Origin of the sequence: Methylobacterium sp. 88A, from assembly GCF_000376345.1 — a bacterium.
Taxonomy (GTDB): domain Bacteria; phylum Pseudomonadota; class Alphaproteobacteria; order Rhizobiales; family Beijerinckiaceae; genus Methylobacterium; species Methylobacterium bullatum.
Window position 1 is genome coordinate 2,373,500 of the sequence record NZ_AQVT01000001.1, and the last position, 17,753, is coordinate 2,391,252.

The 17,753-nt window shown below is 63.0% G+C and carries 14 protein-coding genes and 1 pseudogene; 6 read left to right on the forward strand and 9 right to left on the reverse strand.

From position 1 onward, the window contains the following. Window positions 1-24: 24 nt before the first annotated feature. The 3 genes from A3OM_RS0111365 to A3OM_RS0111375 are packed head-to-tail and all read left to right on the forward strand — an operon-like array spanning window position 25 to window position 2,713. Window positions 25-513 (forward strand): DUF3489 domain-containing protein, encoded by a 489-nt coding sequence (locus A3OM_RS0111365; RefSeq protein WP_018043880.1) that lies wholly within the window; start codon window positions 25-27, stop codon window positions 511-513. Beyond that, window positions 513-1,061, forward strand: coding sequence for a DUF2924 domain-containing protein (locus A3OM_RS23845; protein WP_018043881.1), 549 nt, complete (start codon window positions 513-515; stop codon window positions 1,059-1,061). Before A3OM_RS0111365 ends, A3OM_RS23845 begins: the two co-directional genes overlap by 1 nt. Beyond that, window positions 1,061-2,713: a recombinase family protein gene (locus A3OM_RS0111375; protein ID WP_018043882.1), complete on the forward strand. Its 1,653-nt coding sequence runs from the start codon at window positions 1,061-1,063 to the stop codon at window positions 2,711-2,713. Before A3OM_RS23845 ends, A3OM_RS0111375 begins: the two co-directional genes overlap by 1 nt. Window positions 2,714-2,925: 212 nt before the next feature. Here A3OM_RS0111375 and A3OM_RS0111380 read toward each other — a convergent pair whose 3' ends face one another. From A3OM_RS0111380 to A3OM_RS0111390, 3 genes are read right to left on the reverse strand one after another with little or no spacing between them, the layout of a single operon-like run. Then, window positions 2,926-3,417, reverse strand: coding sequence for a hypothetical protein (locus tag A3OM_RS0111380; RefSeq protein ID WP_018043883.1), 492 nt, complete (start codon window positions 3,415-3,417; stop codon window positions 2,926-2,928). Next, the gene (locus A3OM_RS0111385) at window positions 3,414-4,052 is read right to left on the reverse strand and encodes a hypothetical protein (RefSeq protein ID WP_018043884.1); all 639 of its coding nucleotides are present in this window, start codon (window positions 4,050-4,052) and stop codon (window positions 3,414-3,416) included. Before A3OM_RS0111385 ends, A3OM_RS0111380 begins: the two co-directional genes overlap by 4 nt. Then, window positions 4,049-4,558, reverse strand: coding sequence for a DUF4365 domain-containing protein (locus A3OM_RS0111390; protein ID WP_018043885.1), 510 nt, complete (start codon window positions 4,556-4,558; stop codon window positions 4,049-4,051). Before A3OM_RS0111390 ends, A3OM_RS0111385 begins: the two co-directional genes overlap by 4 nt. A gap of 128 nt (window positions 4,559-4,686) precedes the next feature. On the opposite strand from A3OM_RS0111390, the gene A3OM_RS0111395 reads away from it, so the two are divergent. From A3OM_RS0111395 to A3OM_RS0111405, 3 genes are read left to right on the forward strand one after another with little or no spacing between them, the layout of a single operon-like run. Beyond that, a complete protein-coding gene (locus A3OM_RS0111395) occupies window positions 4,687-5,430 on the forward strand; it encodes a hypothetical protein (RefSeq protein WP_018043886.1) in 744 nt (247 codons plus the stop codon). A gap of 3 nt (window positions 5,431-5,433) precedes the next feature. Next, window positions 5,434-6,264, forward strand: coding sequence for a GIY-YIG nuclease family protein (locus A3OM_RS0111400; protein ID WP_018043887.1), 831 nt, complete (start codon window positions 5,434-5,436; stop codon window positions 6,262-6,264). Then, window positions 6,264-7,097, forward strand: coding sequence for a GIY-YIG nuclease family protein (locus tag A3OM_RS0111405; protein ID WP_018043888.1), 834 nt, complete (start codon window positions 6,264-6,266; stop codon window positions 7,095-7,097). Before A3OM_RS0111400 ends, A3OM_RS0111405 begins: the two co-directional genes overlap by 1 nt. On the opposite strand, the gene A3OM_RS0111410 is transcribed toward A3OM_RS0111405, so the two are convergent. From A3OM_RS0111410 to A3OM_RS25205, 6 genes and pseudogenes are all read right to left on the reverse strand, one after another. Continuing rightward, complete coding sequence (locus A3OM_RS0111410; protein WP_026175949.1) at window positions 7,094-8,185, reverse strand: IS630 family transposase; 1,092 nt, start codon at window positions 8,183-8,185, stop codon at window positions 7,094-7,096. The two genes, A3OM_RS0111405 and A3OM_RS0111410, sit on opposite strands and share 4 nt — an antisense overlap. 101 nt (window positions 8,186-8,286) lie before the next feature. Beyond that, complete coding sequence (locus A3OM_RS0111415) at window positions 8,287-9,615, reverse strand: IS701 family transposase (RefSeq protein WP_018043890.1); 1,329 nt, start codon at window positions 9,613-9,615, stop codon at window positions 8,287-8,289. A 271-nt stretch (window positions 9,616-9,886) separates the two neighbouring features. Then, a pseudogene (locus tag A3OM_RS25195) lies at window positions 9,887-10,039 on the reverse strand (IS5/IS1182 family transposase); the annotation flags it as partial. 163 nt (window positions 10,040-10,202) lie between these two features. After that, window positions 10,203-13,043, reverse strand: a complete 2,841-nt coding sequence (locus tag A3OM_RS25200) for an FG-GAP-like repeat-containing protein (protein ID WP_198290820.1) — start codon at window positions 13,041-13,043, stop codon at window positions 10,203-10,205. Window positions 13,044-13,316: 273 nt separating this feature from the next. Continuing rightward, complete coding sequence (locus tag A3OM_RS0111425; RefSeq protein ID WP_026175950.1) at window positions 13,317-16,184, reverse strand: calcium-binding protein; 2,868 nt, start codon at window positions 16,182-16,184, stop codon at window positions 13,317-13,319. Between the two features lie 363 nt (window positions 16,185-16,547). Beyond that, a protein-coding gene (locus tag A3OM_RS25205; protein WP_085984220.1) for an IS630 family transposase occupies window positions 16,548-17,608 on the reverse strand; the annotation gives its coding sequence in 2 pieces (ribosomal slippage) (window positions 16,548-17,116 and window positions 17,116-17,608; 1,062 coding nt in all). Window positions 17,609-17,753 lie beyond the last annotated feature (145 nt).

A 17,753-nucleotide genomic window follows, 5' to 3' on the forward strand; every position in this document is an offset into this window, starting at 1 on the left:
CCAACCATCGCAAGGCCCACCTTCATGATCGACGAGATCCACCACGCGCTGCTGAAAGCAGCCGCCAAGTCACACGACCAGCTGATCACCCGTCCCGCAGGGCTGAACACCAGAGCCGCCAAGGCGCTGTTCGCCAACCTCCGCAAGACCAAGCTGGCGGTCGAGGTCGTCGTCACCGAGGACGAACTACACTGGCATCAAGACCAGCGTGGTCCGATCGGGCTGCGTCTCACGACCGCTGGTCGGGAAAGCATCGGCCTCGACGCCGGACCGGACAGCGCCGGGACAAAGCCGCGAACCGGGACGAAGCAGGCGCTAATCATCGCGATGCTGCGGCGTGACGACGGCGCCACGGTCGCCGACCTGATGGCTGCCACCGGCTGGCTCGCCCATTCGACGCGCGCCGCCCTGACCGGCCTGCGCAAGCGAGGGATGATCCTCACGAAGGGATGCGATGCGGAGGGTCGGACTGTCTACCGCCTGACCGACGATGCCACGACGGAGGCCCGGTGATGGCCGCCGTGATCAGCCCCGAGCTGAAGCGCGAGATCGAGGGGCTCGCCTCCCTCGATCTGGGCGACCTGCGCATCCGCTGGCGCCAGCATCTGCGAACGGCCCCGCCCCCGCATCTGTCACGCACCCTGATGGTGCGGCTTCTGGCCTATCGCATCCAGGCCAGGGTGCTGGGCGACCTCGATCGCGACAGTGCCCGACTTCTCGATCGGATCGCGAAGGAACGCCTGCGCCGGCGTGCCGCCGCCGAGCGGGCCGCCAAGCCGAAGGCGCCTCCCATCGTCCCACCGATCCCGGGCCCGGGGCTTCGGCCCGGCACGCTGCTGGTGCGGGAGTTCGGCGGTGAGGTCCACATCGTCACCGTGGTGACGGGCGGCTTTGCCTGGAAGGAGACGACCTATGCCAGCCTGTCGGAGGTGGCCCGTGCGATCACCGGTACCCGCTGGAACGGACCTCGCTTCTTCGGGCTGCGGGACAAGGTGCCCACCGGAGCGTCAAGCGGGGCCGAAGCGGCATCGATAGTTGTGGCCGTGGGAGGGGTGGCGTGATGGCATCCCCCTCCAAGCTGCCGCATCCCAAAGTCCTGCCTTCCAAGACCCACGCCCCCAAGATCCTGCGCTGTGCGATCTACACCCGCAAATCCACCGAGCACGGGCTCGATCAGGCTTTCAACTCCCTCGACAACCAGCGCGAGGCCGCCGAGGCCTACATCAAGAGCCAGGCGCATGAGGGCTGGCGCCTGCTACCCGAGGCCTACGACGATGGCGGCGTGTCAGGCGGCAGCCTCGAGCGTCCGGCCCTGCAGCGGCTGCTCGCCGAGGTCGAGGCGGGACGCGTCGATGTGGTGGTAGTCTACAAGGTCGATCGGCTCACCCGTGCCCTGTCGGACTTTGCCAAGCTCGTCGAGTTGTTCGACGCGCACGGCGTCTCCTTCGTCTCGGTGACCCAGGCCTTCAACACCACCAACAGCATGGGCAGGCTGACCCTCAACGTCCTGCTGTCGTTCGCTCAGTTCGAGCGCGAGGTCACGGCCGAACGCATCCGCGACAAGATCGCGGCCTCGAAGCGCAAGGGCATGCGCATGGGCGGACCCGTGCCGCTGGGCTACCGCGTCCACGACAAAAAGCTGGTCCCCTACCCCGATGAGGCGGCTCAGGTCAGGACAATCTTCGAACGCTACCTCGTGCTCGGCTGCTTGAACGGGCTCGCGGTTGATCTGCAGGGACGGGGCATCCTGACCAAACGATCCCCCCGCCGAGACGGCACGATCCGCGGCGGCATTGCCTTCACCAAGGGACCGCTGGCCTATCTTCTGCGCAACCGGGTCTATATCGGCGAGGTGATCCACAAGGACCGGCACTATCCCGGAGAGCACGAGGGCATCGTCCCACGCGAGCTGTTCGATGCGGTCCAGGCGGCGCTGAGCGAGAAGGCGCAGGCGCAAGGTTCCGTCCGGGGCAACACCGGCTCTTGGCTGACGGGGCTGCTCTACGACGACCGCGGCAACCGGATGACACCGAGCTCGGCCAGGAAGGGCGCTCTCCACTATCGCTACTACGTCTCACGCGCGCTCGAGACGGGACAGCGCTGCGATGCCGGGTCGGTCCCGCGGGTGTCGGCACCCGAGATCGAACAGGTGGTGCGGGAAGCGCTTCAGATGCCCTCCCCTGATCTAGCCTCTCTGTCCGACGAGATGCAACTGAGCGATCACGTCAGCCGCATTGTCATTCATCCGAGCTACCTTGCGATCAGCTTTGTCACGCTGGACGGGGCAGAGCACGACCATAGGGTGGGCGAAGCAGGAGCCATTGAACCTGCTCCCCTTCGTGTGCCCTGGTCCGTCCGGCCGAGCCGTCGTCGGCGCGAGGTCATCCGATCTGCAGCTGATGAGGGGGCAGCACCGCCGCGACCGATGCGGGCCGAGACCCGGGCACGCCTCGTCGACGGGATCGCCAAGGCGCGCTTCTGGCTCGACGATCTTATCGCCGGCCGCGTGGCGGACACCCATGCCATCGCCTTGGCGGAAGGCTGCAGTGAGCGCTCGGTGCGCATGACCCTCAACCTCGCCTTCCTCGCCCCGTCCGTCGTCCAGGCCGCGATCGAAGGGACGCTGCCGGAAGGGTCCGGCATCTCCGCGCTCATGAACGCGCCAACGGTATGGAGCGGACGCTCTGACGCTTGCGGCGGCAATGCAGCATGAAGGAGCGCTTACTGCATGTGATCGACAGCCGACTGCGTACTGGCAGGCGGACGCTCACGGCAGCAATGCGCCAGAAGCGGACCTTCGCAACCGAATCTGGCTACCACCCGCTGTTGACTCATTTCGGGCTTTGATGGTCACGGCGGCTGCAAATGTCGCTGGGACTCGAGGCCGCCCGCCGGGTCCAGGCCACCCAAGCTGCGCGTGGTCGCCTAGACCACCTTGAAGTCGCGGGCGTTCTCAAGGCGCCATGGCCGGCGCTCCAGCTCACCAAACACTGACACGGACCGCCCGGCTCTGTGGGCCTCCATGGCGAGGAGGTACTCCTCTGGTCCAAGGGACACGCGCACCTGGCGCTTCCCGAACTCCTCACTCTCCCATTCGATCATGATGTCCTGGAGGCCGGAGATCGAGAACAACTCGGCCGGGGTGTCCTCCATCGAGTGCAGCGTCCGCACCTTCCCGACGATGGTTCGCTGCTTTTTGTAGTTGATCACCCGCAAGCCCTTAGCCGCCTCCTGGATGACCTCCAAGCCACGAGCCTGGCCGATGGTCGCCGTCGGCCGAGCGCCGATGTCCTCCGGCACACCCCACTCGGGGGAGAACGCGATGTCGAACTTGATCTCGCCGACCTGCGGGGTCTCGACCATCGCCGCGAGGTCCTCGCACGCGTTCGCGTTCAAGCCGTGGTCGTAGGCCTTCACGATCTCGGACGGGTCCTCGGGTTGATGGCGCTCTCGACGATCCGCAGTCCGCGCGCGAGTCGCAGGATGGCGCGCCGCTCCAGCGGAGGGGCTGGCGAGATCTCGCCTACCGTCAATGTGTTCGGTCCCACCGGCGACTCAACGGTGAAGCCGAAGCTGCCCCGGAACGTGTGCCCGAACCGGCACTCGTTGGCGTAGGTGGTAGCCGTACTGCTCAGGCGCTGAGCGTAAGGGCCGACGTGGAGCTCGCCGTGCGCCGCGGCGGCCAGGATCTTAGTCATGCGGCGGATGAATTCCTCCGCCGCCCCGAGCCGGATGGTGTCGTGCCTAATGGCCGTGTCTGGGAGCCGCGACCGCACCAAGTCGAAGCTGATCGCCCGAACCGCGGCGACGATATTCGCGACGTTTCGCCGCTCTAGGGCGGACAACGTGAGGACTGCCCCTTCCAGCATGTCGCGCAGGTCCCGGACTTGCGAGGTCTCGGGCAGCAGGATCTCGACCTCTTCGCCCTCAGGCTCGATCGAGAACAGGACGTTGCCGCTCGACAGGTCCCGACGGTGCCAGCCGGTTGCCACGAGATACCGCTTCAGCGAGTGAAGCGGGATACCGTCGATGGGATCGGCCGGCTCGGTCATCGCGAGCCCTCGGCGCGAGCGAGAGCCATGATGCCCCTCAGCGCGTCCGGCGTCAGCACGTTGGCGCGCGGGATGCGGATGCGGACGGAGGAGACATTGATAGTCGGCGGCCCAGCCGGACGGAACCAGTAGCAGCAGTTTCGAAGGCGGAGGTGCTCCTCGCATCCGTTCAGCCAGTGCGCCTCGACAGGCGGCAGGCACAGCAGGATGAGGATGGCCATCGCCTGTCGCGGTTCCCGGTTGGTCAGGAACCGATGCGCCCGGGCATCAAGGTCGTAGACGACGAACTCGCCATAGTGCCGCCAGTCGGTGGTGGCTTTCATCTGGTACTCGACCGGGAACGCCGACGGCACCCTGGCCCCGCCCACGATGCGGACCGGGTGAAAGGCACCGTCAATTCCATAGTCGTAGTTGGTGCGAACCGCGAGATTGAGGCCGGCGACGCCGGCGAGAGCGTGCACGTAGGCCTGGGACAGTGATTCCTGAGTGTGCTCGCGGGTGATCAACGCGGATGCCCCGGCACGCTGGTCCTCAGGAACTGTATCTAACGGTTGCTTTGCCTAGCATGTAGCTTTCAGATGTGAGAATCCTTTCGCGGGAAGCCGCCCGCCGCGGGAACTTGAGGGAGAATGGGTTGCCGAAGGTCGCTGCCGACGGCTTGGAAGCGCTGCGGGCCGAGATCGACCTGAAGGCCATCGCGACCCTGATCGAGCGCACCGCCCGCTGGGTAGCGCCTGAGACCTTCCGACTGCTGCCGACATGGTACCCGGAACACGGCCGGGGGCACCACTTCTACAAGGGGAAGTGGTCCGAGCCGCAGATGAACACGAAGCGGGCGACGGGCGAGTCTGCCCACAAGACCGAGGGGAACCTGAAAGCCAACAAGGCGCTCACGATGGCGCTTGGCCTCCGGACGAAGGACCGCCCGCACTGGTCGTGTTGTCACATCTGGGGAGTGGACGACCCGCTGTTTCAGAAGGGCAACGACGTCGTGAAGGACCGTCGGTTCTTCTCTTGCGTGGCCAACATGGTCCTGCTGCCGACGCCCCTGAAGGCGTTCACAGACACGATGCCTGAGGTCAAGGCCATGCTCCGGATCTGCTCCCGCAACCTCTACGAATGGACCTGCGACCATGAGAGCTTGGGCGAGACGGTGAAGGCTCTCGATGCCTGGGAAGCGTGGGACGACTATCCGGACAGTTGGCCTCGCAAGCCTAGCCAGAAGAGGCCGCTGGGTGTCATCGACCTGACGCCCGAGATCAAGAAGCAAGTCAGGAAGCGACGGGCGGCAATCAAGGGCGACCTTGCGCATGCCGGCCCGCACTACCCCCGGGCGGAGGTCCAGGAAGTGCTCGACTACTGGAAGATTGAGCTCTAAGCCGTGCCCCTCCGCTTCAACTCCCTCCTCGCCCAGGCTGGCATCGCTTCACGTGAGGTCCGGCTCCTCCGACACCAGGACAGCCACTCCCTGAAGGGGCGCACCCCGTACGAGTTGTGGCGTGACAACCGGCCGGCCTTCGAGTTCTATCAGGACGGCCAGAGCATCGGGAACCGAATGAAGCTGACCGCGCCCTTCTGGGCGAGCTTCGTCGTCACTCCCGCCGGCGAGACTATGCTGGCCGGCTTCTACGCCTGCCGGTACGTCGGCACGAACGAAATGGTGCGACAGTGGCCGCACGCCGTCGGATTCGACGAGGTCGGGGCGGCCGACGTCTACGAGCTCACGCTGGACGCCAGGCTGAGCGATCTCGCCGGCCGCCTAATTATCGAATGGGGCAAAGGCGGCCGCGCGTGGATTCAACGCGCCGATAACCAAGACAAAGAGGTCCTGGAAATCCGGCAGGCCTTCCGGGAACCGGAGTTCCCCGGGTTCGCCAAGTTCATCTCCTCGCTGTTACAGATCGAGGGGCTCCCCTCCACCTGGGCGGCCACGCTGGGCGCGTCCCGTGGGATCTACCTGCTGACCTGTCCGAAGACCCGGGAGCAGTACATCGGCTCCGCGACGGGCGCCGATGGCTTCCACGGCAGGTGGATGTCGTACCGGGACGGTCATGGCGGAAACGAGGGGCTCAAGAGCCGGGACCCCAGCGACTACCAAGTCTCCATCCTGGAGGTCGCCGGTTCAGCCGCGACTACCCAGGACGTCCTCGACATGGAGGCTCTGTGGAAGCGGAAGCTGCAGAGCCGCGAGATGGGGTTGAATAAGAACTGATGCCCGGCCTGACGAAAGAGAACCTTATACTGATTGGTTTTGCCGACGTCGGGGCTTGGCTGCCCTCCGGGGAGACCATCGCGTTCAAACTCGACGGCAAGAAGGTGACCGTGAACGACGTTCTCGTGGACACCTCGAACGCGCTCTACGCGTTCGTCCAGAGCGACGCGGTGCAGTACATCGGGAAGACCACTCAGAGCGTCCGGAAGCGCTTCTCCGGGTACCGCAACCCGGGCGCTGGCCAGCGCACCAACCTCCGTTGCAACGCCAAGATCAAAGAGGTGCTCTCGGCGGGAGGCGAGGTTCGCATCCTCGTGTTCACACCGATTCCCGACCTGCGGTATGGCGACTACAACATCAACCTCGCGGCCGGATTGGAGGACTCGCTCATCAAGGTGTTCGATCCGCCATGGAACGGGCGCGACAAGGGCAAGCCCGTCACTGAGGAGGCCGAGCGGGAGAGGGCCGAAGAAGAAGTGGACGTCGGGCCTGCCGAGATCGATCGACCACAGAAGCTGGCCGCCGCAGGTGCTGCCTTCCCTTTCGAGATCACGCTCGGACAGGCCTACTATCACCAAGGTCTCATCAATCCGGGCATCAAAGCTAGCCAGCACCTGGGCGAGGACGGCGAGCCCATTCAGATCTCATTCGACGACGGCACCGAGCCGGTGACGTCGAGCATTAACCGAAAGGCCAACGCGAACGGAGCCGTGCGCGTGGTCGGGCGGAATCGCCTGATCTCTGAGTGGCTCCAGCAGCACTACAAGGTTGGCGACGTCGTGCTGGCCAGCGTGCTCGACCCGAACCGGATCCGACTGAGCGCGCCTTCCTAGTGGTCTGAGTTAGAAGTTCTCTGACAGAAGCGTCCGACGCTTGCGAGGATCGCATCAGCGGGTTTAGTCCAGACGAAGGGCTTCGGATCGGCGTTGGTCTGAGCGATGTAGGCGTGGATCGCATCTTCGAGATCGGTGGTCTGTTGGAAGGCACCGCGCTGCAGGCGTCGACGGGTCAGCAGGGCAAACCAGCCCTCGACGAGATTGAGCCACGACGCGGATGTCGGCGTGAAGTGAAGATGCCAGCGCGGACGCTTCACGAGCCAGTCGTGGATCAACTTGGTTTTGTGGGTGGCCGCGTTGTCAAGCACGAGGTGTACGTCGAGGTCATCTGGTACGGCCGCCTCGATCTGATCGAGGAAGGTGCGGAACTCGACCGAACGGTGCCGGCGTGTACAGCGGCCGATCACCGTCCCAGCCTGGATGTCGAGGGCGGCGAACAGGTCGGTCGTACCCTGGCGACGATAATCGTGAGTCCGGCGCTCCGGCTGGCCGGGCCGCATCGGCAGCACGGGGGCCGTGCCCGTCAGCGCTTGGATCTGCGGCTTCTCGTCGACGCACAGCACCACGGCACGATGCGGCGGAGCCATGTAGAGGCCGACCACGTCCCGGACCTTGTCGACGAAGGCGGGATCGGTCGAAAGCTTGAAGGTGTCGGTCTTGTGCGGCTGCAGCCCGAAGGCGCGCCAGACCCGCGAGACCATGCTCTGGCTCATGCCCACCCGCCGGGCCATGGCGCGGGTCGACCAGTGGGTGGCGTTCTCCGGCTGGCTCTCCAGCGTGAGGGTGACCATCCCTTCGATGGCCGTGTCCGCGACGGCACGTGGCGCACCGGAGCGGGGCAGGTCGACGAGGCCGTCGAGGCGATGGGCGAGGAAACGGCCACGCCACGTCGTGACGCTCATCCGGCTGACGCCGAGATCACGGGCAACGCCACTGTTGGTCGATCCCGGCTCAGCGCAGGCCAGCACGATCCGCGCGCGCTGAGCCAAGGCTTGGCCGACATTGCAACGGCGGACGAGCCCCGCCAGGCGCGTGCGCTCGTCCTCAGTCAGATGGAGAGGAGCAGGTTTTGGACCACGAGCCATCGGTCACCTCCGTGCGGACATCCCCCACACGTAGGTGCAAACTCACAATCTGAAACCGAACTTCTAACTCAGACCACTAGCACTACCTGGGCATTTTGGGGTCAGAGGGCAGCGTGAAGCGCCTTCGGCAGTGGGGGCACAGGACGGGCGGAACCAGCTTGGCGAACAGCCGTCCGAGGATGGCCTGCCGCACGGCGGGCAGGCTGGGCGACGGCGGCGGGCTCGGCAGGCGGGTCGTCATTTTTTCCCCGCCCCGTCCGATGATGTTCGGCGAGGCGGAGGTGCTGCAGGTAAGCGCAGGCGATGCACGTCATCAGCGCGTGGCGATGCAGCCCGGTCCAGGACCGTCCCTCGAAGTGATCCAGGCCGAGTTCTTCCTTGAGCTGCTGGTGAGCCTGCTCGCAGACCCAGCGCGCCTTGATCGTGCCGGCCAGCGCGCGTCGTGACGTGCCGGGCGGCAGGTTGGACAGGTAGTATTTGCGCTCGCCCGAGGAGCGCCACTCGCCCACGAGCCAGGCCTCTTCGCCCGGCAGGTGCCGGTTGTTGCCCCAGACCGGACCGTCGCCGACCCGCACCCGGAGGGCGGCGAACCGGGCCGAGAGCTTGCCCTTCGTGCCCTGGCGCCACGTCACGCGCCGCCATGTCAGATCGGCCAGCACCGCCTCGGCGTCCCGCGGCCCCCGGTCCGGCGCGGGCTTGCGCGCGCGACCGGTCGGCGGCATGAGCTGCACGTCGGCCGCGTAGACCTTCTGGATCCTGACGATGCCGACGGCCCAGCGCAGGCCCCGCGCATCCAGGCCGTGACGGAAGGCGGCGCTGACGCCGTAGCCCGCATCCGCCAGCACCGTGCCGAAGCGTAGCCCCTCCGCCCTCAGGCGATCGAGTTCGCAGAGCGCGATCTCACTCTTGCTCCGCGGCACGGTCGCGGGCTCGGGCACGCCGGCCTGCCCGCACCGCTGCGGATCGCGCGTCCACGCCTCGGGCAGGAACAGGCGCAGGCCCACCGGCACGGGCACCTCGCCCTGCGCCAGGGTGAGGGAGACCAGAGACTGGCAGTTGGCCTGCTTGCCCAGCGCACCGCAGTACTGGCGCGCCACCCCGACCGAGCGCGTGCCCTTCTTCGGCAGGGCCGTGTCGTCGATCACCAGGCAGGCATCGGGTCCGCCGACCAATCGATCCGCCTGGCGGGCCAGCTCCGTCCAGAGCGGGCGATCGTCCCAGGCCGGGCTGGCGATGAAGTGCTGCAACTGGTCGTGGCCCGACAGCCCGAGCCGTGCCGCCATCGGCTGAAGGCTCTTGCGATCCCCCGGACCGAGCAGGCCCCGGAGATAGAGCGGTGCCCAGGTCCGCCGGGTCTTGCGCCCCATCACCGCCAGGAACGGCGCCAGCCAGGTGTCGAGCTCGTCCGTCCCCACGCGATCCCGATCCATCGCCGCCCCACAAGCCATCCCAAGCGAGACAACGCAGCAGACGCCCTCAAAGTGCCCAGGTAGTGCTAGTGCAGTGACGCGGACTGATTGTGAATAAGCATCGAAGATTCACCCCCTCCAAAACACAGCTCAATACGTTAAAATTAATGCTGAATTTTGGTTGGAGGTGGGGTCATCGTCGGCGCCGATCCTGACCCCACCTGTGTGTCGATTTTGTAGAAATATGAATGAGTTAGCTTCGATCTTGCCGGGGGCATGCTTCGAAGCCGATCCACTGTAAACCGGAGCGCAGCACGAGCAGGATGCCGGTCAGGGCGGCCCGGTTCTCGATGGGTCGTAGTCCACCCTTCGGACGCGGCCGGGGAGGCGGCAGCACCAGGGCGATCTCATAACAGAGATCGTCAGAACGAAGAGCGCGGGCAATGCCATACAAAGGCACGTCCACTGCCATCGTGCCGTTCTGTTAGCAGCTCTAAATGTGGTCACGATCGGCGCCGATCGTGACCACATCTTAACTACTTATCCTATCGACATACTGGCCTTCGACGCATTGCTATCGGGGTTAATCTTTAGTGCTTATTGACATGTCAGAGAACGAAATCTGTTCCCTGAAGGGCGATGACCCCCTTTAATACGATCTGGAAGTCGGCCACCTTGTCGCCGTTTACGTCGCCCTCGACGATAGTGCTCGAACTCGAGGTCACCCGGTGCAACTGGCCCGCCTGTCCCGTGAAGGCGCCAGCGTCGAGGTAGTCGAACGCTTGGTTACCTGTCAGGCTCGTATTCGCATCGATCCTAGAGAAGTCGATCTTGTCGGCCTGAGCCCGATTGAAGTCCAGGATATAGTCGCGGTTGCCAATCCCCGCCCCGGTATCGGACAGCGCCTTGAACGCAAAGGTGTCCGCTCCGTCCGCGCCGGTCATCTGATCCCGTCCGGCGCCACCTGTCAGCACATTCCCGCTACTGTTGCCGGTGAGCGTATTGTCCAGCGAGTTGCCAGTAGCATTGATGCTGCCGGTTCCGCTCAACGTAAGGTTCTCGATGTACTGTCCCGCCAAGCTGAAGCTGACGGAGGAACGGACATGGTCGGTGCCCTGGCCCGTTGCTTCGACCACGAGGTCGCCAATGTTGTCGACGACATAGGTGTCGTCGCCCGCCCCGCCAAGGAGCCTGTCGGCGCCGGTGCCGCCATCAAGGATGTTGGCTGCGCCGTTTCCGGTGACGGTATTGGCGAGTGAGTTGCCGGTCCCGTTGATGACGGCGGAGCCGGTCAGTGTCAGGTTCTCGACGTAACGCCCGGCCAGCGCGTAGGAGACCGAGGCCAAGATGCTATCGGTACCTTGTCCGTTGGCCTCGGTGACAAGGTCGCCAGCGTTGTCGACGACGTAGGTGTCGTCGCCAAGCCCACCGACGAGGCGGTCGGCCCCAAGGCCGCCGTCGAGGATGTTGGCTGCGCCGTTTCCGGTGATGATATTGGCAAGCGAATTGCCGGTCCCGTTGATGACGGCGGAGCCGGTCAGCGTCAGGTTCTCGACGTACCGCCCGGCCAGCGAGTAGGAGACCGAGGCGAAGATGCTGTCGGTACCTTGCCCGTCAGCCTCGGTGACAAGGTCACGAGCATTGTCGACGACGTAGGTGTCGTCGCCAAGCCCGCCGACGAGGCGGTCGGCGCCGGTGCCGCCATCGAGCGTATCATTGCCGGTGCCGCTGCTGAGTCGGTCGTTGCCGGCGCCACCGAAGAGCGTGACGGCGTCCTGGCTACCGGCAGCAGAAATCGTGTCGGCACCGTCATTGCCCAGGACACTGTAACTGCCGCCTGTGATAGTCAGGCGATCGTCGCCTGCCATCAAATCGATGTCGAATGGACCGTTTGCTCCAGCAATCAGATTATCCGCTCCAGATGTCGCGCGATCATCGTTGACGATAGTCGCCGACGCAGTATCGGTATTCAGCGTTGCGCCGATTGGGTTCGCAAGCCCAACGGAAAAGGCTTCATCCGACTCGATGTCGATATCGCCAGCGACAAGAACCGTAATTATTTTTGTCGTCTCACCGGCCGCAAAAGAAACGAATCCAGTGGCGTACTGGCCGTCGACGAAGTCATTCGCTGACGCGCTTGCGCCCGTGCTCGTTGGGCCAACGGTGTAGTCAGCGCTGGAAACCCCGCTTGAGTCGCCAGACCGGGTCACGGTGAACGTGAAGGTGGTGGAACCTGAATTTCCTTCCGAGCCGACCGTAGTGCTGCTTACGATGCTTAAGGTCGATGGCTGTAGTGGCTGCTGAACGTGAACATATGAAGGACCGGAATAAGGGGCGGTGATAACATCCAAGAGTTGATCCGAATTAAAATCGTCCACTGAAAGCGCCGTGAAAAACCCAGCGCCATTGGTTGCGTTTTCGTTCAGGACGGCAAATTGGAACGTTCCGTCGCCCTTGCTGAAGCCGACATAACTGCCTCCATAGATGTCGGCGGCAATCACGTCGGCGCGACCATCGCCGTTTATATCTTTTGCAACAACGTTGTTGAAAGTCTTGCCTCGTCCTGGGAGTGCTTCTTGGAACGAGGTGATCGGGCTACTAAAAGTGCCATCGTTTTTCCCAAGAAAAACTTCCGCGCCTCCCTGGGTGCCAGCAGCAATGTCCATCAGGCCATCGCCATTAACGTCGGCAACATCAATCGGACCTGCTAGCGTTTCTTTTGCGACAAATCCTTGTGAGTATGCAAAAGTGCCATCCCCTAAGCCTTTATAAATAAATATGTTTTTGCCAAAAAATGCATATTGACTAACTAGATCTACAATGCCGTCATTAGTAACATCTTTCAATGCAAAAAATTGATCGCCGCCATAATTTTGCTGAACACCCCCGCCGGGGTTTTTGTTCGGAGCTTCGAAAGTACCATTCCCATTCCCAATGAGCGTTAGAAATCCACTGTTTTGGCTATTAGTATTCCATTGAACGCCCAGATCAAAATTACCATCGCCGTTCAAATCGGCAATCTCGAGCCCAAAAGCCCTGCCCGAGATATTGATCAGAGTTGGCGCCTGGAATGTTCCGTTGCCATTCCCCAATAAAATAGCAACACCGCCGCTGTTTTCGGTCTGCGGAGAATTGAACGACGAAAACGCGACCGCCAGATCAAGTTTGCCGTCTTTGTTGAAATCCGCCGTAACCCCACCTAAGGCGCTCCCAGGTAACGAAAAGGTGCGCGGATCGCCTCGAAGATCACCAAGGCCTTCTTGACTGAAAGTTCCGTCCCCGTTGCCTTGTAAATAACCGAAGCCTGAACCAGAGTCTGAATAACCGATTTGGATGGCATCGATCTCGCCGTCCCCATCGAAATCTCCCGACACAACCGATCCGGCTTGGTAGGGAAAAAAATATTCATCAGTCTTAGTAAGCGGATTCACGGATGGACCAGTGGACATTTTCATCCTCGCATATAGCGTATTATCACCAATGGCACGATATTGGCGCCAAGCTTAGAATCACGATGTCAATTTTATAAATTGCACGAATCATACATTAAGCACCAAGTCAATGGTGGGCAATAAGCGAAAATAAAACTTGCTCATTTAGCTTCCTCCTGAAAAGCGATTATTCCTTTGACGTGGCTTAAAGCCATATTGGATTTGACCCCGCTTGTGGTCCACGACCCAGGTGACAGGAGTGATAAACGTCCGTAACCGGTAACAAATCAATCACAGCACGAAGTCCGTTGCCTGCAGAGCATCTACGACGCTTTTGAGCGCGATCTGGAAGTCGGCTCGGCCGTCTCCGTTGACGTCGCCTTCGATGATGGTCGAGCCGCCGGACTGGACCGTGTGCAAATCGCCCGCCGTCTTTGTGAAGGCGGCGGTGCCGAGGTAGCTGAACGCCTGATCGGAGGCCGCGCCCGTTACCGCCTGGATCGCCGACAGATCGATGCGGTCGGTCCCGGCCAAGAAGTCGGTGATCTGATCCCGCGTCGCGGTCCCGGTCGCGCTGTCACTCGCGGTCTTGAACACGAACGTGTCGGCCCCAGTGCCGCCCGTGAGGACGTCCCGGCCAAGGCCGCCGACGAGGATGTCGGCTCTTTTGCCGCCAAGGATCGCGTTGGCGCCCTCGTTGCCGGTCAGCGTCAGGCCGGTGGCGCTCGCATTGGCCTTCAGGGTCTCGATCTCCTGACCGGCCTTCAGCGTGTAGCTGACGCTGGCCAGCACCGTGTCGGTACCGGCCCTCGCGGCCTCGGTGACCTGATCGCCGGCCGCATCGACGTAGTAGGTGTCGTTGCCCAGGCCGCCGAACAGGGTGTCGATACCCGTCTTGCCGTTGAGCGTGTCGTTGCTGGCGCCCCCGACGATCTTGTTGTCGAGCGCGTTGCCGGTCAGCGTCAGGCCGGTGCTGCCCGCATTGGCCCGCAGCACCTCGATCTCCTGGCCGGAGCGCAGGGCATAGCTGACGCTGGCATAAAGGGTGTCGCTGCCCTCGCCCGCAGCCTCCGTGACCACGTCCGATGCCGCATCGACGAAGAAGGTGTCGTTGCCCAGGCCGCCAAAGAGGCGGTCGGCCCCAGCCCCGCCATTGAGGACGTCGTTGCCGGCCCCGCCATACAGGCTGTCGGCCGCCGCACCGGTGGTGAAGCGATCATTGCCATCGCCGCCGCCGAGCTCGAAGAACTCGATGTTGCTGACAACGGTGCCGTCGCCGACGAGGGTGGTCCGGCCGGTCGTGCTCTTCAGGGTGAAGGTCAGGTTGGCGGTGGCATAGCTACGGTCGATGAGGGCAAAGTCGAGCAGGCCCGCACCGCCGTCAATGATGTCAGCGCCGCCAAGGCTGTAGATCGTGTCGTCGCCATCGCCAGCCAGTAGCTGGTCGCTGTCGATCTGGTTGTACCCTCCGGCATAGCTGTCGTGGAGGATGTCGTTGCCGGCGCCGCTGTTCAGGACATCGCTGCCTTCGGCACCAAGGAGAATGTCATTGCCGCCCAGCGTGGTGAAGCGGTCGTTGCCGTTGCCGCCGTACAGCTCAATGTTCTCGGTGTTGAGGATTGCGGTTCCATCACCGATCAGGGTGGTGCGGCTACCGACGCTCTTCATCACAAAGGTAAGGTCGGCCTCTGCCGAGAGGCGAGAGACGATGGCCGTGTCATTGCCGGCCCCGCCATCGAGGACGTCCGCGCCCCACAGGCTCTGCAACTCGTCGTCGCCGTCACCGCCCTTTAACGTATCGCTGCTGCTGTCGGGCGAATAAGCATCGACGAAGTCGTCGAATAGGCGGTCATTACCCGTCCCGCCCGTGAGTGAATCTTTGCCGCCGCCGCCAATGAGCGTGTCATTACCAGCCCCGCCAACGATCTGGCTGTCGCTGTAATTGCCGGTCAGCGTCAGGCCTATCGATCCGGCGTTGGCCCGCAAGGTCTCAATCTCCTGGCCGGACCGCAGCGCGTAGCTCACGCTGGCGTAGACCGTGTCGGTACCACCGCCAGGGGCCTCGATGACTTGATCCTTAGCCGCATCGACGTAGTAGGTGTCGTTGCCGGCCCCACCAGATAGCGTGTCGATCCCGGCACCACCGTCGAGGACGTCTTTGCCAGCGCCGCCGAAAATCTTGTTGGCGAGTTCGTTGCCGGTCAGCGTGAGGCCAGCGGTCCCTGCATTGGCCCGCAGGGTCTCGATGCTGAGGCCGCCCAGCGCGTAGCTGATGCTGGTGTACAGCGTGTCAGTCCCCGAACCAGCATATTCAGTGATCCGGTCGCCCAGGCTGTCGATGTAATAGGTGTCGTTGCCGCCGGAGCCCGAAAGTGAGTCGTTGCCGTCTCCGCCATCGAGAGTATCGTCGCCATCGCCTGCGGTCATCTGGTCGTCGCCGGCACCACCCGTCAGGACGTTGCTACCGGAGTAGTCTTCAAGACGGTCGTTGCCGCTTCCACCGCGCAGGGTGTCGTTGCCTTCAGAGCCGGTCAGATAATCGTCGCCCGATCCACCGATTAGCGTGTCGGCGCTGGTCCCGTTGCCGTCCTTGATGTTCCAGCCGGCAGTGTTGGTAGATAGATCAATCGTATCCGATCCCGACGATCCTTGGATTGTGCCACCGCTCCTGGTCGATAGGAAGTTTGCACCAACAGTGCCGGCGGTCCCTAGGGTGATGACGTTTCCAAAGATGTTGCCGAACCCGACAGTCGTGAAGGCATTGAGCTGCGCGACTGTGAGTGTAGCCGTGTCCGTCAGAAAGTTCTCAAAACTCGTAATGGTCGAGCCAGTGAGATCGCCGCTGACGTACAGCGTGTCCGTACCGGCCCCGCCATCGGCTGATATGAATGACGAACTACCGACGGAATCGTCGCCCGCGCCGGCTCGGATAATATTGAGCCCGCCTCCGGCGCGGATGTAATCGTTGCCGTCTCCGCCATCGAGAGTATCGTCGCCATCGCCTGCGGTCATCTGGTCGTCGCCGGTACCACCCGTCAGGACGTTGTTACCGGAGTAGTCTTCAAGACGGTCGTTGCCGCTTCCACCGCGCAGGGTGTCGTTGCCTTCCCCGCCAATTAGAAAGCCCCCACTGTATGCATAGAAAGTCCCGTAAAACATAAGGCCGGTTGATCCAGCCACAGTATGAGTTGGGGATATTGCAGTTAACGTGTCATCACCACCCGCGCCATCAACCCAAGTTATCAGCTCGTAGTAAGCCGTTCCATTGGAGCTATACGCATAATGAAACCCGGTAGAATATGTATCTGAACCGGTCGTTAGGGTCTTATTGCTGTTATAGGTGATTCCCACCGACATAATATAATCCGAATCTCAAATCAATGATCGCAATTGGTTTTACAGATTCTCGTGCGCAAGTCATCAGTTTTCTATTGGTCAGAATTATTTTCCTAAGGACTGAGGGCTTTTCGTATCGTCAATAAGTAGCTACTACGCAGGACGCATAATACCAATCGGCATTGATCATAACCGATAGGCCCACTCGCGCAGTCCGAGGGACATGATCTTCCAGGGCTGTTCGATGAGGCGGTTCCAGGCCTCGCAGCAGCGCTCGACGATGTCGTCGTAGGAGCCGAAGATCCGGTCACCGAGCCAGTTGTCACGCAGGAACTGCCAGACGTTTTCAACCGGGTTGAGCTCGGGCGCGCACGGCGGCAGCGTCAGCAGGGTGATGTTGCGGGGTACGATGACGTCGTGGGCGCTGTGCCAGCCCGCGCCGTCCAGGATCAGCACGGCATGGGAGCCAAGATCGACGCATTGGCTGATCTCGGCGAGATGCAGGCTCATCGCTTCACTGTCGCAGCGGGGTAGGACGAGGCCGGCGCCTTTGCCTTTCTCCGGGCAGATTGCCCCGAAGATGTAAGCGTAGGCCGTGCGCTGATCCTTGGGGGCCGACGGGCGGCTGCCACGACGTGCCCATCGGCGCGGCAGGGTGTTCTTCTGGCGGACCCGGGCCTCATCCTGCCACCACAGCTCGATGGCTGTTCCAGGCGGTAGACCCGCGCGGATCGCGTTCACGGCAGCGGGCAGGCTTTTTTGAAGGCCGCCAAGGCGGCCGGATCCTGCTCGTGATGGCGCGGGCGCACCGACAGCTTGGCAAAGCCGAGCGCCCTGACCGTGCGCCCCACCGTGCTCTCATCGAGGCTGACACCGAAGCTGGCGTAGATCCAGGCGGCGAGATCCTTCAGCCGCCAACGCACCACGCCGTGCCGGCCTGGGTCCGGCCCCTCCTCGATCACCTGCGCCAGCGCCTGTCGCTGGGCCGCATCCAGCTTCGGCCTTTGACCGGGGGCCTTGCCGTCGACCAGCCCGGCCGGGCCAATGGCGTTGAACGCCAGCACCCAATCCCGAACCGTCTGCAGGCTCACGGCCCCGGTCCGCGCCGCGTCCATGCGGCTGGCGCCGTCATAGATCGTTGCCAGCGCCAACAGCCGCCGGCTCTGACCGGCATCCCGGCTCCTCCGAGCCAGCCGGCGCAAATCATCGGCGCTGAAGTCCTTACGCAACGGTACGCAAGCCGACATGACGAACCCTCCCGATCCGCCTTATCGAATCACAACGGCCCCGCCGAATAAACCCCGTGAGTCCCCCTCATCGCCGATTGGTATAAGAGAAAATTTGGGCGCGAACCTTAGAGCGCGTATGACCTGCCCCCATTCGGTGGCCCAG

Coding starts and splice junctions, on each gene's coding strand:
- A3OM_RS0111365 (WP_018043880.1), top strand. CDS start 25: ATGATCGACGAGATCCACCACGCGCTGCTGAAAGCAGCCGCCAAGTCA.
- A3OM_RS23845 (WP_018043881.1), top strand. CDS start 513: ATGGCCGCCGTGATCAGCCCCGAGCTGAAGCGCGAGATCGAGGGGCTC.
- A3OM_RS0111375 (WP_018043882.1), top strand. CDS start 1,061: ATGGCATCCCCCTCCAAGCTGCCGCATCCCAAAGTCCTGCCTTCCAAG.
- A3OM_RS0111385 (WP_018043884.1), bottom strand. CDS start 4,052: ATGACCGAGCCGGCCGATCCCATCGACGGTATCCCGCTTCACTCGCTG.
- A3OM_RS0111405 (WP_018043888.1), top strand. CDS start 6,264: ATGCCCGGCCTGACGAAAGAGAACCTTATACTGATTGGTTTTGCCGAC.
- A3OM_RS0111410 (WP_026175949.1), bottom strand. CDS start 8,185: ATGGCTCGTGGTCCAAAACCTGCTCCTCTCCATCTGACTGAGGACGAG.
- A3OM_RS0111415 (WP_018043890.1), bottom strand. CDS start 9,615: ATGGATCGGGATCGCGTGGGGACGGACGAGCTCGACACCTGGCTGGCG.
- A3OM_RS25200 (WP_198290820.1), bottom strand. CDS start 13,043: ATGTCCACTGGTCCATCCGTGAATCCGCTTACTAAGACTGATGAATAT.
- A3OM_RS0111425 (WP_026175950.1), bottom strand. CDS start 16,184: ATGTTTTACGGGACTTTCTATGCATACAGTGGGGGCTTTCTAATTGGC.